Annotated in this window: 12 protein-coding genes; 8 read left to right on the forward strand and 4 right to left on the reverse strand. The window is 57.4% G+C overall.

Annotated features, from left to right (window positions below; all coding sequences use genetic code 11):
- Positions 1 to 473: 473 nt before the first annotated feature.
- From AC1DWM_RS11480 to AC1DWM_RS11515, 8 genes are all read left to right on the forward strand, one after another.
- Positions 474 to 2,099 (forward strand): ABC transporter substrate-binding protein, encoded by a 1,626-nt coding sequence (locus tag AC1DWM_RS11480; RefSeq protein ID WP_452624931.1) that lies wholly within the window; start codon positions 474 to 476, stop codon positions 2,097 to 2,099.
- A gap of 305 nt (positions 2,100 to 2,404) precedes the next feature.
- Positions 2,405 to 4,006 (forward strand): ABC transporter substrate-binding protein, encoded by a 1,602-nt coding sequence (locus tag AC1DWM_RS11485; RefSeq protein WP_223516446.1) that lies wholly within the window; start codon positions 2,405 to 2,407, stop codon positions 4,004 to 4,006.
- Between the two features lie 176 nt (positions 4,007 to 4,182).
- Positions 4,183 to 5,595 carry an OprD family outer membrane porin gene (locus AC1DWM_RS11490; protein ID WP_223516444.1) on the forward strand — a complete coding sequence of 471 codons (1,413 nt, stop codon included), beginning with the start codon at positions 4,183 to 4,185 and terminating at the stop codon, positions 5,593 to 5,595.
- Between the two features lie 77 nt (positions 5,596 to 5,672).
- The gene (locus tag AC1DWM_RS11495) at positions 5,673 to 7,268 is read left to right on the forward strand and encodes an ABC transporter substrate-binding protein (protein WP_223516442.1); all 1,596 of its coding nucleotides are present in this window, start codon (positions 5,673 to 5,675) and stop codon (positions 7,266 to 7,268) included.
- Positions 7,269 to 7,342: 74 nt separating this feature from the next.
- Positions 7,343 to 8,353 (forward strand): ABC transporter permease subunit, encoded by a 1,011-nt coding sequence (locus tag AC1DWM_RS11500; protein WP_223516441.1) that lies wholly within the window; start codon positions 7,343 to 7,345, stop codon positions 8,351 to 8,353.
- A 10-nt stretch (positions 8,354 to 8,363) separates the two neighbouring features.
- Complete coding sequence (locus tag AC1DWM_RS11505; RefSeq protein WP_477795218.1) at positions 8,364 to 9,287, forward strand: ABC transporter permease subunit; 924 nt, start codon at positions 8,364 to 8,366, stop codon at positions 9,285 to 9,287.
- Positions 9,288 to 9,297: 10 nt separating this feature from the next.
- Complete coding sequence (locus tag AC1DWM_RS11510) at positions 9,298 to 10,266, forward strand: ABC transporter ATP-binding protein (RefSeq protein ID WP_223516437.1); 969 nt, start codon at positions 9,298 to 9,300, stop codon at positions 10,264 to 10,266.
- Positions 10,266 to 11,246, forward strand: coding sequence for a peptide ABC transporter ATP-binding protein (locus AC1DWM_RS11515; RefSeq protein ID WP_223516435.1), 981 nt, complete (start codon positions 10,266 to 10,268; stop codon positions 11,244 to 11,246). Before AC1DWM_RS11510 ends, AC1DWM_RS11515 begins: the two co-directional genes overlap by 1 nt.
- A 189-nt stretch (positions 11,247 to 11,435) precedes the next feature.
- Here AC1DWM_RS11515 and AC1DWM_RS11520 read toward each other — a convergent pair whose 3' ends face one another.
- From AC1DWM_RS11520 to AC1DWM_RS11535, 4 genes are all read right to left on the reverse strand, one after another.
- The gene (locus AC1DWM_RS11520; RefSeq protein WP_223516433.1) at positions 11,436 to 11,690 is read right to left on the reverse strand and encodes a hypothetical protein; all 255 of its coding nucleotides are present in this window, start codon (positions 11,688 to 11,690) and stop codon (positions 11,436 to 11,438) included.
- A 155-nt stretch (positions 11,691 to 11,845) separates the two neighbouring features.
- The gene (locus AC1DWM_RS11525) at positions 11,846 to 13,084 is read right to left on the reverse strand and encodes an MFS transporter (RefSeq protein WP_477795219.1); all 1,239 of its coding nucleotides are present in this window, start codon (positions 13,082 to 13,084) and stop codon (positions 11,846 to 11,848) included.
- Positions 13,077 to 13,361, reverse strand: coding sequence for a hypothetical protein (locus AC1DWM_RS11530; protein WP_477795220.1), 285 nt, complete (start codon positions 13,359 to 13,361; stop codon positions 13,077 to 13,079). The genes AC1DWM_RS11525 and AC1DWM_RS11530 overlap by 8 nt, the downstream gene beginning before the upstream one ends.
- A gap of 490 nt (positions 13,362 to 13,851) precedes the next feature.
- Complete coding sequence (locus AC1DWM_RS11535) at positions 13,852 to 15,435, reverse strand: peptide chain release factor 3 (RefSeq protein ID WP_223516427.1); 1,584 nt, start codon at positions 15,433 to 15,435, stop codon at positions 13,852 to 13,854.
- Positions 15,436 to 15,599 lie beyond the last annotated feature (164 nt).

Consider the following 15,599-nt stretch of genomic DNA (forward strand, 5'->3'; position numbering starts at 1 on the left):
GGCGGCCGTTGCCGCAGGAATGGATATGTACACCTGCAAGAGACTGGTCGGCTGTCAGGCCGCCATCGCAGCGATGCGGCGACCCAACAAACCAGCTCCCACCTTTTGGATGTGGACACAAACAAATACGGGGTAACAGTCCTGTTCTATCATCCCTAAGGCGCTACCGAAAGCACCGGCGGTTGCCCCCCCAAACCGAGGGTATAAATAAGTAACACCGCGCGCCATCCGAGTGCGCAACACGAAGCAATTGCCCTGCATCGGTGCGCCCGGTTGCACCGAAAAAAACCTGCGCAAACGGTCAATTGCGCCTGAATTTATACATATGCGACATTAAGGTACGTACGTGCCACTGTTTAACGCCTATGCTCGATCAGGATCTTGCATTGGGTATGGCCCCTGCATAAGTATCCGCAGGGTCGACTCACGAGGTCGTCCTATAATTCCAAAAAAGCCACAATCATGAGGCCACCATGCTTAAACACGCGGTCATTCCGTTTTTAGTCGGCGCCAGCTTATTAGCCAGCGCACCCTTCGCCCAAGCCGCGACTAACCTGGTGTTCTGCTCCGAAGGGAGCCCGGCCGGTTTCGATCCAGGTCAATACACCACCGGAACCGACTTCGACGCCTCTGCAGAAACCATGTTTAACCGTCTGACCCAGTTTGAGCGTGGCGGCACCGCCGTGATTCCTGGTCTGGCGACCAGTTGGGACATCTCCCCGGACGGCCTGACGTACACCTTCCACCTGCGCGACGGCGTCAAGTTCCACACCACCCCGTACTTCAAGCCGACTCGTGATTTCAACGCCGACGACGTGCTGTTCACCTTTAATCGCATGATTAACAAGGATGACCCGTTCCGCAAAGCGTACCCGACCGAATTCCCGTACTTCACCGACATGGGGATGGACACCAACATCACCAAGATCGATAAAGTCGACGACAAAACCGTCAAGTTCACCCTGAAAGAAGTTGATGCCGCGTTCATCCAGAACATGGCCATGAGCTTCGCCTCGCTCCAGTCCGCCGAGTACGCAGCCCAGCTGCTGAAAGAAGGCAAAGCCGCCGACATCAACCAGAAGCCAGTCGGCACTGGTCCGTTCGTGTTCAAGAGCTACCAGAAAGACTCCAACATCCGCTACACCGGGAACAAGGACTACTGGAAGCCGGACGACGTGAAGATCGACAACCTGATCTTCGCCATCACGACCGACCCGTCGGTGCGTATTCAGAAGCTGAAGAAGGGCGAGTGCCAGATCACTCTGTTCCCGCGCCCGGCCGACCTGAAAGCGCTGCAGGAAGACAAGACTCTGAAGGTGCCTAACCAGGCCGGTTTCAACCTGGGTTACATCGCCTACAACGTGATGCCTAAGGTCAAGGGTCAAACCGATGCAAACCCGCTGGCCGAGCTGAAAGTTCGCCAGGCACTGGACATGGCCGTCAACAAGCAACAAATCATCGACTCCGTGTACCAGGGCGCCGGCCAACTGGCCGTCAACGCCATGCCTCCGACCCAGTGGTCCTACGACACCACCATCAAGGATGCGCCGTACAACCCTGAGAAAGCCAAAGAGCTGCTCAAGGAAGCCGGCGTGAAAGAAGGCACCGAAATCGTTCTCTGGGCGATGCCGGTACAGCGTCCATACAACCCGAACGCCAAGCTGATGGCAGAAATGCTGCAGTCCGACTGGTCCAAGATCGGTCTCAAGGTCAAGATCCAGAGCTACGAGTGGGGCGAGTACATCAAGCGCTCCAAAGGTGGTGAAAACCAGGCGATGCTGATTGGCTGGAGCGGTGACAATGGTGATCCGGACAACTGGCTGAACGTGCTGTTCGGCTGCGATTCGCTGGAAGGCAACAACTTCTCCAAGTGGTGCGACAAAAAGTTCGACGGCATCGTCAAGGAAGCCAAGCGCACGACCGATCAGGCCAAGCGCACCGAACTGTACAAACAGGCGCAACACGTCCTCAAAGACGCAACGCCAATGACACCTATCGCTCACTCGACGGTGTTCCAACCTATGCGCAACGAAGTGCAGGATTTCAAGATCAGCCCGTTTGGCTTGAACTCCTTCTACGGCGTCAGCGTCAGCAAATAAGGTGTTGCAACGGCGACGTTTCTGACGTCGCCGTTGTTTTACCTGCCGAGAAAGTAGGAAAACTCTTACATCCAATTCCACTGCGCACTACTGCAGTGGCGTCGGACGCGTTGCCTTTTCCTACGAGTCTTTAGGACTCTACGCATTTACTGCCAGATCCACGGCTCATACCGTCGGGTTCTGACCAGCTCATGCGTGGGCTCTCGGTTTTGCTGCAAGCAGGGTTTGAAATCAATGATCCTCCACGTTCCAGGACGGAACGGCGGCTCATTGTCAAAACACTCGTGAATATAAGAGGGAGCGTCATGCGCCATACCTTGGTTTTATCCGCATTGCTGGGCACCGGCCTGTTGGCCGCCACCTCCATCAGCCAGGCCGCCAGTAACAGCCTGGTGTTCTGCTCCGAAGGCAGCCCCGCCGGTTTCGACACGGCGCAGTACACCACTGCGACCGATAACGACGCCGCCGAGCCGCTGTACAACCGTTTGGCAGAGTTTGAAAAAGGCGCGACCAACGTCGTACCGGGCCTGGCCACGAGCTGGGATATTTCCGGGGACGGCCTTACGTACACCTTCCATCTGCGCGAAGGGGTGAAATTTCATACCACCCCATACTTCACGCCGACCCGCGACTTCAACGCCGATGACGTGCTGTTCACGTTTAATCGCATGCTCGACCCGCAACAACCTTTCCGTAAGGCTTATCCGACCGAGTTCCCGTACTTCAACGGGATGAGCTTGAACAAGAACATCGCCAAGGTCGAAAAGACCGGGCCGCTGACCGTGGTCATGACGCTCAACAGCGTCGACGCCGCGTTCATCCAGAACATTGCCATGAGCTTCGCTGCCATCCTGTCCGCCGAATACGCAGACAAGCTGCTGGCAGACGGCAAGCCGAGCGACATCAACCAGAAGCCGATCGGCACTGGCCCATTCGTATTCAAGAGTTACCAGAAAGACTCCAACATCCGTTACACCGGCAACAAGCAGTACTGGGACCTGAGCCGAGTCAAACTCGACAACCTGATTTTCGCCATCAACACCGACGCTTCGGTGCGGGTGCAGAAACTCAAGGCCAACGAGTGCCAGATCACCCTGCATCCGCGCCCTGCCGATGTGACTGCGCTGAAGAACGACAGCAAACTTCAGCTCATCGAGAAGCCTGGCTTCAACCTCGGTTACATCGCCTACAACGTTCGACACAAGCCTTTCGACCAGCTCGAAGTGCGTCAGGCGCTGGACATGGCGGTGAACAAGCAAAGCATTCTCAACGCCGTCTACCAAGGTGCCGGGCAATTGGCCGTCAACGCCATGCCGCCGACCCAATGGTCTTACGACGAAACGATTAAAGACACCGCCTACAACCCGGAAAAAGCCAAGGAATTGCTCAAGGCCGCCGGCGTGAAAGAAGGCACCGAAATCACCCTATGGGCAATGCCGGTTCAGCGCCCTTACAACCCGAACGCCAAGTTGATGGCCGAAATGCTCCAAGCTGACTGGGCAAAAATCGGCCTCAAAGTGAAGATCGTCAGCTACGAATGGGGCGAGTACATCAAGCGCACCAAGAATGGCGAACACGACATCAGCCTGATCGGCTGGACCGGTGACAATGGGGACCCGGACAACTGGCTCGGCACGCTTTACAGCTGCGACGCCATTGGTGGCAACAACTACTCCATGTGGTGCGATCCGGCTTACGACAAGCTGATCAAGCAGGCCAAGGTCGTCACCGACCGGGACCAGCGCACCGTGCTCTACAAACAGGCGCAGCAGTACCTCAAACAGCAGGTACCGATCACGCCAGTCGCCCACTCGACGGTTAACCAGCCGTTAAGCACCAAAGTCGAAGGGTTCAAAGTCAGCCCCTTCGGCCGCAACGTGTTCTCGGGCGTCAGTATCGACCAATAACCGATTAGCCAGAACGCTGGGGGCGCATTGCGCCCTCACGCAAGCGTATTGCCGAAATTCGCCAGTCCGGCGTACAGCAAACGTTTGCGAAGCCTTGTTTGCGTTCTAAACCAAATAGCCGGATCACCCAATAAGACCGGCATTAATAAAAAAAAAGAAACCGAGGAGCTTCACCCATGAAACTGAGCAGCAGTGCGATATTGGCCCTGGCCATCAGCAGCGTAACCGCCACGGCATACGCAGAAACCCAGAGCCAGGAATTCACCCCGGTGACGGTCAACACCAAAAGCGCACAAGCCGACGCAACCGGCTTTGTCGAAGGCCAGTCGATTTCCGGCACTACGCGTAACTGGTACGCCAACGAACAATTGCATCGCGGCAGCAAGTTCACTTACCTCAAAAACGGTGTACCCACCCCGACGGATCGCCGGATCAACTGGGTTCAAGGCACCATCGTCAAGTACAACTCCGGCTTCACCCAAGGCGCCGTGGGCTTGAGTACTGAACTGGCCGCCTACAACGAAATTGCTCTGGAGCGCGATCGCGAGAACCTGGCTTCCAACAACGGTGGCGCACCAGGCACCCGTCCAGGCGCGGGCAACAACCGTACCCTGACCAAAGAGGGCGGCGACGCTCAAGGTCAGTGGAGCAAGCTGGGTCTTGCCAACGTCAAGGCGCGCGTCTCCAACACCACCCTGACCGCCGGCCGCATGAACTTCAGCAGCCCGATGGTCGACGTCATCGGCAACCGTGCGCTGCCTTCGAGCTTCGAGGGTGTGGCCATCCACAGCGAAGAGCTGAACAACCTGGCATTCGATCTGGGCACTTTCGATCGCAACTCACCGCGAACCGAAGAAAGCCTGAGTAAATTTCGTAGCGAATACGCCAACAGCTTCGTTGAAACCGATCACGTTCATACCGGCGGTATCACCTTCACACCCTTCGCCAGCCTGACCACCAGCCTGTGGGCGACCCAGGCTGAAGACCTCTGGAACCAATACTACTTCGGCGCCAATCACATCCTGGGCGACAGCCAGGTGCTGAGCCTCAACACCAACCTGAATTACTACAAAACCCAGGAAGAAGGTAAGGCCCTGCTCGGCAACATCGACAACGACACCTACTCCCTGTCGTTCGGCCTGACTCACCGGGCTCACACCCTGACCTTCTCGTACCAGCAAGTGGAAGGTAACGAGTACTTCGACTACCTGCACGAAACCAACGGCATCTACCTGGCCAACTCCCTGCTGTCGGACTTCAACGGCCCGAACGAGAAGTCCTTCCAGATCGCCTACGGCCTGAACATGGCCGAATACGGCGTGCCTGGCCTGAAGTTCAACATCTACCAGGCTCGCGGATGGGACATCGACGGTACGCACTACACCGGCACGGCCTACGACGTTAAGAACATGGACGGCGAACATCATTACGAATACGGCATCGGTTCTACGTACGCCATTCAGAGCGGCCCGTTCCAGGCCAGCACTGTTCGCGTGACCTATACCGCTCACCGTGCCAGCGAAAACCAGGGTGACGGCAGCATCAACGAGTTCCGCCTCGTGACCACCATTCCGTTCAATATTCTGTGATGCACCTGCCCAAAGGCTGATTCAGAGACGTATCAGCCTTTGGGTTTTGACCTTTAACCGATTGCAGAGGGTTCTTGATGAAAATGCTTCCCCTACGTGCGGCCATCACGGCCGCGTTGCTGAGTGTCGCTGTTGGCGTTGCGGCCAAACCCCTGGTGGTCTGCACCGAAGCCAGCCCGGAAGGCTTCGATATGGTCCAGTACACGACCGCAGTCACCGCCGATGCGGTGGCCGAAACCCTCTTCAATCGCCTGGCGGACTTCAAGCCCGGTACCACCGAGGTGATTCCGGCACTGGCCGATTCCTGGGACATCAGTGAAGACGGTCTGACTTACACGTTCCACCTGCGCAAAGGCGTCAAATTCCACACCACCGACTATTTCAAGCCGACCCGCGACATGAACGCCGACGACGTGGTCTGGAGTTTCCAGCGTCAGCTGGACCCGAACCACCCATGGCACAAACTGTCGAGCGTGGGCTTCCCGTACTTTGAAAGCATGGGCTTCAAAGATCTGCTCAAAAGCGTCGAAAAAGTCGACGACAACACCGTCAAATTCACTCTGACCCGTCGCGAAGCGCCGTTCCTGGCGGACATCGCCATGGCCTTCTCCTCGATCTACCCCGCCGAATACGCCGACCAGTTGCTCAAGGCGAACAAGACCGGCGACCTGAACAACAAGCCAATCGGCACCGGCCCGTTCGTGTTCCAGCGTTATAACAAGGACGCTCAGGTTCGTTTCAAGGCCAACCCGGAGTATTTCCGTGGCAAACCTCCCGCTGAAGCCTTGATTCTGGCGATTGCCACCGACAACAATGTGCGCCTGCAAAAACTCAAGGCCAACGAATGCCAGATCGCGCTGTATCCCAAGCCCGATGACATCCCGAGCATCAAGAAAGACACCAACCTGAAGGTTGATGAGCTGAACGCGATGACCGTTTCGTACATCGCGATGAACACCTCTCACAAGTACATGAGCGATGTACGCGTGCGCAAAGCCATCGACATGGCGTTCGACAAGGCCGCCTATGTCAATGCTTTGTTCGGCAAAGGCAATGCAACCGTGGGCGTCAACCCGTACCCTGACACCCTGCTGGGTTACAACCACGCCCTGAAAAACCCGCCGCGTGATCTGGACAAGGCCCGCGCCCTGCTCAAGGAGGCCGGCGTACCAGAAGGCACTACATTTACACTGTTCACCCGCAACGGCGGCGGTCCGACCAACCCGAACCCGATGCTCGGTGCGCAGATGATGCAGGCTGACTTGGCTCAGGTCGGGATCAACGTCGATATTCGCGTCATGGAATGGGGCGAAATGCTCAAGCGTGCGAAAAACGGCGAGCACGACATGGTTTCCGCCGGATGGGCGGGTGATAACGGCGACCCGGATAACTTCCTGACGCCTATGCTGAGTTGCGAAGCAGCCAAGAACGGCGAAAACTACGCACGCTGGTGCAACGAGAAATTCCAGACGCTGATCGACGAAGCCCGAGCTAAAGTGAACCCGACGGAACGTGCAGCGCTCTACGAGCAAGCCCAGGAGGTTTTCAATCAGGACCAGCCATGGATCAGCATGGCACACACCCGTATGTTTACTGCAATGCGCAACAACGTAGAGGGCTATCACATTAGCCCGCTTACCACGAATAACTTCGCCACCACCCAGGTGAAGTAAATAAGAAAACTCCCGGTGTCCCTGACTCCAGGGACACCAGGCACGCCTAACCGGCTGATGAGGTAGACCAGAAGATGTTTAGTTTTATTGCCCGCCGATTGGGGTTATTGATCCCCACGTTCTTCGGCATCACCTTGCTGACTTTCGCGTTGATTCGCATGATTCCAGGCGACCCCGTGGAAGTAATGATGGGCGAACGTCGAGTCGACCCCGAAATGCATGCTCAGGCAATGGAACGCCTTGGTCTGAACAAACCGCTGTATGCCCAATACCTGGACTACATCGGCAAACTGGCTCACGGCGACCTCGGCGAATCGCTGCGTACCCGTGAAAGCGTGTGGAGCGAGTTCACCTCTCTATTCCCCGCGACCCTGGAACTGTCCATGGCCGCCCTGTTGTTCGCCGGCATCCTGGGCCTCCTGGCCGGGGTGATTGCGGCACTCAAGCGAGGATCCCTGTTCGACCATGGGGTGATGGGCATCTCCCTGGCGGGATACTCGATGCCGATCTTCTGGTGGGGCCTGATCCTGATCATGTTCTTCTCGGTGAGCCTGGGCTGGACCCCGGTGTCCGGGCGGATCGATCTGCTCTATGACATCGAGCCGCGCACCGGCTTCATGCTTATCGACACGCTGCTGGCCGATGACGTCGGCGCATTCTTCGACTCCCTGCATCACCTGATCCTGCCGGCCATTGTGCTCGGCACCATCCCGCTGGCCGTTATTGCGCGGATGACCCGTTCGTCGATGCTCGAAGTACTGCGTGAAGACTATATTCGTACCGCCCGCGCCAAAGGCCTGTCGCCGTCGCGCGTGGTGTTCGTGCACGGCCTGCGCAACGCGCTGATTCCGGTACTGACCGTGGTCGGCCTGCAAGTCGGCACATTGCTGGCGGGTGCGGTTCTGACCGAAACCATCTTCTCGTGGCCCGGCATCGGCAAATGGCTGATCGAAGCCATTGGCGCACGGGATTATCCCGTGGTGCAAAACGGCATCCTGTTAATCGCCTGCCTGGTGATTGTGGTCAATTTCGTAGTGGACATCCTCTACGGCTTTGCCAACCCACGCATCCGTCACCAGCGCTGAGATCATGACCATGACCACTCCAGCTTCAACTTCAAATCAAGCGGTAACAGTCGATCAAAGCCTGCTGTATCCGTCCCCGTACAAAGAATTCTGGCACGCGTTTTCCCGCAACAAAGGCGCCGTCGCCGGCCTGATGTTCATGTTGCTGGTGATTTTCTGCGCGATCTTCGCGCCGTGGGTTGCCCCGCATAACCCGAGCGAACAGTACCGTGACTTCCTGCTGACCCCGCCAGCCTGGCTGGAAGGTGGGCAGTTGCAGTTCCTGCTCGGCACCGATGAATTGGGTCGCGACCTGCTGTCGCGCCTGATCGCTGGCTCGCGTCTGTCGCTGATGATCGGTTTGTCGTCGGTGGTGATGTCGTTGATTCCGGGGATCCTGCTGGGTCTGTTCGCCGGTTTCTTCCCACGCCTGCTCGGCCCGACCATCATGCGTCTGATGGACATCATGCTGGCCCTGCCGTCCCTGCTGCTGGCCGTGGCGATTGTTGCCATCCTCGGCCCTGGCCTGATCAACACCGTGATCGCCATCGCCGTGGTGTCCCTGCCGTCCTATGTTCGTCTGACCCGCGCCGCGGTGATGGGCGAACTGAACCGCGACTACGTGACCGCCGCGCGCCTGGCCGGTGCCACGCTGCCACGCCTGATGTTCATCACCGTGCTGCCTAACTGCATGGCACCGCTGATCGTTCAGGCCACCTTGAGCTTCTCCTCGGCGATTCTCGATGCCGCCGCACTGGGCTTCCTCGGTCTTGGCGTACAACCGCCAACCCCTGAGTGGGGCACCATGCTGGCTTCGGCTCGCGACTACATCGAACGCGCCTGGTGGGTGGTAAGCCTGCCTGGTTTGACCATTTTGCTCAGCGTGCTGGCAATCAACTTGATGGGCGACGGCCTGCGCGATGCGCTGGACCCGAAACTCAAGAACGCCGCCTGAGGAGATTCAAATGTCACTGTTAGAAATCAAGAATCTCAACGTTCGCTTCGGCGACAAGAACGCCGTTCCGGTGGTCGACGGGCTCGACATTACTGTGGAAAAAGGCGAAGTCCTGGCCATCGTTGGCGAGTCGGGTTCCGGTAAATCCGTGACCATGATGGCGCTGATGGGCCTGATCGAACATCCGGGGATCGTCACCGCCGACGCCCTGAATTTCGATGGCAAGAACATGCTCAAGCTCAGCAACCGTCAGCGCCGGCAAATCGTCGGCAAAGACCTGGCCATGGTCTTCCAGGACCCGATGACCGCACTGAACCCGAGCTACACCGTCGGTTTCCAGATCGAAGAAGTGCTGCGCCTGCACCTGAAAATGTCCGGCAAGCAAGCCCGCAAGCGTGCCATCGAGCTGCTGGAAAAAGTGGAAATCCCTGGCGCCGCGAGCCGTATGGACGCTTACCCGCACCAACTGTCCGGCGGTATGAGCCAGCGTGTGGCGATCGCCATGGCGATTGCCGGCGAACCGAAACTGCTGATCGCTGACGAACCGACCACTGCACTGGACGTAACGATTCAGGCGCAGATCATGGACCTGCTGCTGGCGTTGCAGAAAGAACAGAACATGGGCCTGGTGCTGATTACCCACGACCTCGCGGTCGTGGCCGAAACCGCCCAGCGCGTGTGTGTGATGTACGCCGGCCAAGCGGTTGAAGTCGGTCAAGTGCCACAGCTGTTCGACATTCCGGCGCATCCGTACAGCGAAGCATTGCTCAAGGCGATTCCGGAACACAGCCTCGGTGCCACGCGCCTGGCCACGCTGCCAGGCATCGTTCCAGGTCGTTATGACCGTCCGCAGGGTTGCCTGCTGTCGCCGCGTTGCCCGTACGTGCAGGAAAACTGCCGTCAGCAACGCCCAACCCTTGACCCGAAAAGCAACAGCCTTGCCCGCTGCTTCTACCCGCTGAATCAGGAGGTGGCGTAATGGCCGTCGTACTTACCGCCCGCGACCTGACCCGTCACTACGAAGTGTCCCGTGGCCTGTTCAAGGGTCATGCGACCGTACGCGCCCTGAACGGTGTGTCTTTCGAACTGGAAGCCGGCAAGACCCTCGCCGTTGTAGGCGAGTCGGGCTGTGGCAAATCCACCCTGGCCCGTGCTTTGACGCTGATCGAAGAGCCGTCCTCCGGCTCCTTGAAAATCGCCGGCCAGGAAGTCACCGGTGCCGACAAGGCCCAGCGCAAGCAACTGCGCAAAGACGTGCAGATGGTGTTCCAGAGCCCGTACGCGTCGCTGAACCCTCGGCAAAAAGTCGGTGACCAGCTCGGCGAACCGCTGCTGATCAACACCAACTTGAGTGCATCCGAACGTCGCGAGAAAGTCCAGGCGATGATGAAGCAGGTGGGCTTGCGTCCCGAGCACTACCAGCGTTATCCGCACATGTTCTCCGGCGGTCAACGCCAGCGGATTGCACTGGCCCGCGCGATGATGTTGCAGCCTAAAGTGCTGGTAGCGGATGAGCCGACCTCGGCATTGGACGTGTCGATCCAGGCGCAGGTGTTGAACCTATTCATGGATTTGCAGCAAGAGTTCAACACCGCCTACGTGTTCATCTCGCACAACCTGGCGGTGGTGCAACACGTGGCTGATGACGTGATGGTGATGTACCTCGGTCGCCCGGTGGAAATGGGTCCGAAGAACGACATCTACGAGCGCCCTCTGCACCCGTACACCCAGGCGCTGTTGTCGGCCACGCCGACCATTCACCCGGACCCGAACAAGCCGAAAATCAAAATCGTCGGCGAGTTGCCTAACCCGTTGAACCCACCGTCCGGCTGCGCTTTCCACAAGCGATGCCCGTACGCCACCGAGCGTTGCAGCACCGAAGAGCCGGCCTTGCGCCTGCTCGACAGCCGCCAGGTGGCGTGCCATTACGCCGAGCAGTTCATCGACGGCGCAGCGTAAAAATGTGGGAGCGAGCCGGCTCCGGGCGGCGTTCCGACGATTGCGCCCTTTCATTCGACATTGATGTCGACTGACCTGACGCCTTCGCGAGCAGGCTCGCTCCCACAGGGATATCGGAGCTGTTCACTAACCCCTTCTACTTCGATTGCTTAGCTATCGGGGCAGAAGGGGTTTTATTTTGTACGTCAGTTACGTTTGGCTATCGCCTTCATCGTCGTCGGTGTCCGGCTCTTCAGTGGTCGAATCGTCATCGTCCTTGCTGCCACCCTGATCTTGGTCCCCAGGCTCTGATTCGCCCTTGGCGATCATCAGGCCAGTGTGTGTTACCTGGCCGCTCGACGCCTGTTCACCATGGTCCGGGCACTCTGCCCATGCCGCCGACATACCCACGCACAACATCACTAAAACCTTAAGCAACAGCACAATGCGTTGAAAAATGCTCATAGCCGAATCCATCCTTTTTGGGGTGACGCTTGGGCGCCTGACTGACGCTGAGTCAAATCTAGTTCCGATCAGCGTGGTTCTCCAGTAGGACGCTAACGAGGCGGTGGAAATGCCATTGGCGGGGAGATTGGTTTTGAATAAGGTCTATAACCAGATCAGCTAAATGAAGCAGGATCACTGATCGCCGATAAAAATACTCTTTCCTGCTCCGACACACGAGTCGCTTGATAAATCAGCGGTAGAGACGACAACGCCAGAGCCGCGCTGGCGAGCCAGACGCTATGCCCGCCAAAATAACCATAGAGCTGGCCTCCAAGCGTCGGCGAAAGCAGCACGCTCGCACTCCAGCACATGGTAAAAAGACCAAAGTACTGCCCGCTCTTGCCCGCTTGCGCACGCTGCATGACCAGCACATTGAGAGTCGGCATAAAGAGAATTTCACCAACCGTCCAAACGACCGTCGACAGGCAGACAAACAACATTCCGGAACCCAGAGGCAGCATTCCCAGTCCGCAAGCCAACAACAAACTGCCTGCCAACAGTTGCCGTCGCGCGCCCCATCGCTCCGCCCAGTGAGACAACGGAATCTGCAACGTCACCACTAGCATCGCATTCAAAGCGAATTGCCACCCGATGACCTCCGTACCTAACTGATAGTAATCGAGCAAGTAATTGCCCAGCATGCTGTAAACCGGTTCAAAGGCCAGGCCGAGCAAGACAGACGCCCCCAACAACCAAAGGAAATGCTTGTCCCGATACGGCACGCATGAAACTGAATCCGTATCGGTGGCCCCCTTCATCAAAAAAGCTTTGCGATGAAATGTCGACCGGACAAACCAGACCAATGCCAGCACCGTCATTGCCGCACTGACAAAAAACAGCAGGCGAAAATCAGTCTGCGCCAGGACGCCACCCGCCACTCCAGCTACCGCCATCCCCAGATTGCTCCCGACACGGCTCAACGACTGAGCGCGAGCACGTTGCTTAACTTCGCAATGCTCCATAAGCAAACGCTGATGAAGCGTACGAATTGCACCGTCGAGCGCACCACTGAACAGCAGCAACCCGGCAAGAAAAGACACATCAGTGACCAGCCCCAACAAGACCAGTATCCATGCAGAGACAAAAAACAACGCGGCGGTGAGCCGCGCAGTGGGGAAATGATCACTCAGCAGCCCTCCCACCATAGAACCTACCAGTAAGCCGGCCCCGTAACCGGATAACAACCAGCCAACCGTCTCAATCGGAAATCCCAGTTCCTGACGCAGGTAAAACGCCATGAATAGTTTGACCATGGCACTCAATCGGCTGATAAAAATCAACGCAGCAAGGACCCAGGCCATTGGACAGAAGTAGCCAGCGAGCCGAGTCACATGAGTAAACCGACTAATCATTCCATTGGTCCAGATCGAGACTCACATGACTGTTAATGCCTTTTGAAACCAAAGGAATATCCGAGCGAATTTTATGGTTTGCATCGTAAAAATACTGCGCAGGCAACCTCATGGAAGGTTCAAAAGCATCGCTGCTACAGACTTCGAAATCGGCAGCTGTACTGGCCATCAGATCGTAGTAACGCTCGATGATAGAAATCGGGCTGTTTGGTCGCATGGTTACCAACGTATCTATACCGCTTTTCATMACGTCCATTTGTCGGGTGCGCCTGCTCATGGAAGGTCACTGTTTGCGAAATGTCCTCCGAACACTAGACGTCAACAATTGAGCTGTCGCCGGTAAAAGACTGGGGTATTGAAAAGTAGACTCGAGCTACAAACCCCAGAAAGGAAACCGACAGAAATACCTTACATACGTGTCGACTCAGGCTTCGCCATGCCCTGACGCAGCTGCTGGATGTCAGCGGATCACGCAGGTTTGAACGGCGGAAAAGTCTTGGAGATATTTCTGGATGATCAATGTCATCTAGTGTCCGGTGCGCTAAGGCGAAGCGGCATAAATCAGCCAGGAAACGGCCTGCCAACACAAAACCTGTGGGAGCAAGCGTGCTCGCGATGGCTGACTAACATTCAACACAGTCGTTGAATGAAAAAATGCATCGTCGGAACGCCGCCCGGAGCCGGCTCACTCCCACAGGGGGAATGCTTCAGGCAACAAAAAACCCCGCAGCTTTCGCAACGGGGTTTTCGGTGTTTCGACTCAGCGCTTAATGATGCTCACGCGTCGCACGGAATTTCACGTCCGGCCAGCGCTCTTCCATCAACGCCAGGTTAACCCGGGTCGGGGCCAGGTAGGTCAGGTGACCACCGCCGTCGACTGCAAGGTTTTCCACGGCCTTGATCCGGAACTCCTCAAGCTTCTTCTTATCGTCGCAATCGATCCAGCGCGCGGAATAAACGGTAATCGGCTCGTAGGAGCACTCAACCTTGTATTCCTCTTTCAAGCGGCTGGCGACCACATCGAACTGCAGCACACCGACGGCGCCGAGGATGATGTCGTTGCTGCGCTCAGGGAAGAACACCTGGGTCGCGCCTTCTTCGGCCAGTTGCTGCAAGCCCTGACGCAGTTGCTTGGATTTCAGCGGATCGCGCAGACGCACGCGACGGAACAGTTCCGGGGCGAAGTGCGGGATACCGGTGAAGCCCAGGACTTCGCCTTCGGTGAAGGTGTCGCCGATCTGGATGGTGCCGTGGTTGTGCAAACCGATGATGTCGCCGGCAAACGCTTCTTCCAGTTGCTCACGCTCGGAGGAGAAGAAGGTCAGCGCGTCGCCGATCCGCACGTCTTTGCCGGTGCGCACGTGGCGCATCTTCATGCCTTTTTCGTACTTGCCGGAGCAGATACGCATGAAGGCGATGCGGTCGCGGTGTTTCGGGTCCATGTTCGCCTGGATCTTGAACACGAAGCCGGCGAATTTCTCCTCGACCGGTTCTACGGTGCGCTCGTTGGCAACACGGGCCAGCGGTTTCGGCGCCCAGTTGACCACGGCGTCGAGCACGTGATCGACACCGAAGTTACCCAATGCAGTACCGAAGAACACCGGGGTCAGTTGACCGTCGAGAAATTCCTGCTGGTTGAACTCGTGGCAGGCGCCCTGCACCAGTTCCAGTTGATCAACGAAGCGATCGTACTCGTCGCCCAAGTGTGCGCGAGCTTCATCGGAATCGAGCTTCTCGATGATTTTTACATCGGTACGCTCGTGGCCGTGACCGGCGGTGTACACGATGATGTAGTCGTCGGCGAGGTGGTAAACGCCTTTGAAGTCGCGGTAGCAACCGATCGGCCAGGTGATCGGCGCGGCCTTGATCTTCAGGACCGCTTCGATTTCGTCGAGCAGTTCGATCGGGTCGCGGATGTCACGGTCGAGTTTGTTGATGAAGCTGACAATCGGCGTATCACGCAGACGGCAAACGTCCATCAGCGCGATGGTCCGTGGCTCTACACCCTTACCGCCGTCGAGGACCATCAATGCCGAGTCGACCGCCGTCAGGGTGCGGTAGGTGTCTTCGGAGAAGTCTTCGTGGCCCGGGGTGTCGAGCAGGTTGATCATGTGGTCGCGATACGGGAACTGCATGACCGACGTGGTAATCGAGATACCACGCTGCTTTTCCATTTCCATCCAGTCGGAGGTGGCATGGCGGTCGGACTTGCGAGACTTCACCGTGCCCGCAATCGCAATCGCCTTGCCCATCAGCAAGAGTTTCTCGGTGATGGTGGTTTTACCGGCATCGGGGTGGGAAATAATGGCGAAAGTGCGGCGTTTCGCGACTTCGGCGGCCTGTTTGGTCATGGGAAATCGCCTGGCAGGTGATTCAAAAAAGGGCGGCGAGTATAGCGCAAACCGACTGTCACGGACCACCGCTCGTAGGCCCACCGAACACCGCATCACTCTGTAGGAGCCGGCTTGCCGGCGATGGCATCGCCTCGGTCTGTCAGATACACCGAGGTGATGCC

This window comes from Pseudomonas sp. P4_C8 (assembly GCF_056401975.1).

What these genes read in the sequence shown, in the direction of transcription:
- AC1DWM_RS11525 (WP_477795219.1), bottom strand. Translation starts at nt 13,084, where the DNA reads ATGATTAGTCGGTTTACTCATGTGACTCGGCTCGCTGGCTACTTCTGT.
- AC1DWM_RS11520 (WP_223516433.1), bottom strand. Translation starts at nt 11,690, where the DNA reads ATGAGCATTTTTCAACGCATTGTGCTGTTGCTTAAGGTTTTAGTGATG.
- AC1DWM_RS11480 (WP_452624931.1), top strand. Translation starts at nt 474, where the DNA reads ATGCTTAAACACGCGGTCATTCCGTTTTTAGTCGGCGCCAGCTTATTA.
- AC1DWM_RS11505 (WP_477795218.1), top strand. Translation starts at nt 8,364, where the DNA reads ATGACCACTCCAGCTTCAACTTCAAATCAAGCGGTAACAGTCGATCAA.
- AC1DWM_RS11500 (WP_223516441.1), top strand. Translation starts at nt 7,343, where the DNA reads ATGTTTAGTTTTATTGCCCGCCGATTGGGGTTATTGATCCCCACGTTC.
- AC1DWM_RS11485 (WP_223516446.1), top strand. Translation starts at nt 2,405, where the DNA reads ATGCGCCATACCTTGGTTTTATCCGCATTGCTGGGCACCGGCCTGTTG.
- AC1DWM_RS11535 (WP_223516427.1), bottom strand. Translation starts at nt 15,435, where the DNA reads ATGACCAAACAGGCCGCCGAAGTCGCGAAACGCCGCACTTTCGCCATT.
- AC1DWM_RS11510 (WP_223516437.1), top strand. Translation starts at nt 9,298, where the DNA reads ATGTCACTGTTAGAAATCAAGAATCTCAACGTTCGCTTCGGCGACAAG.
- AC1DWM_RS11515 (WP_223516435.1), top strand. Translation starts at nt 10,266, where the DNA reads ATGGCCGTCGTACTTACCGCCCGCGACCTGACCCGTCACTACGAAGTG.
- AC1DWM_RS11495 (WP_223516442.1), top strand. Translation starts at nt 5,673, where the DNA reads ATGAAAATGCTTCCCCTACGTGCGGCCATCACGGCCGCGTTGCTGAGT.
- AC1DWM_RS11490 (WP_223516444.1), top strand. Translation starts at nt 4,183, where the DNA reads ATGAAACTGAGCAGCAGTGCGATATTGGCCCTGGCCATCAGCAGCGTA.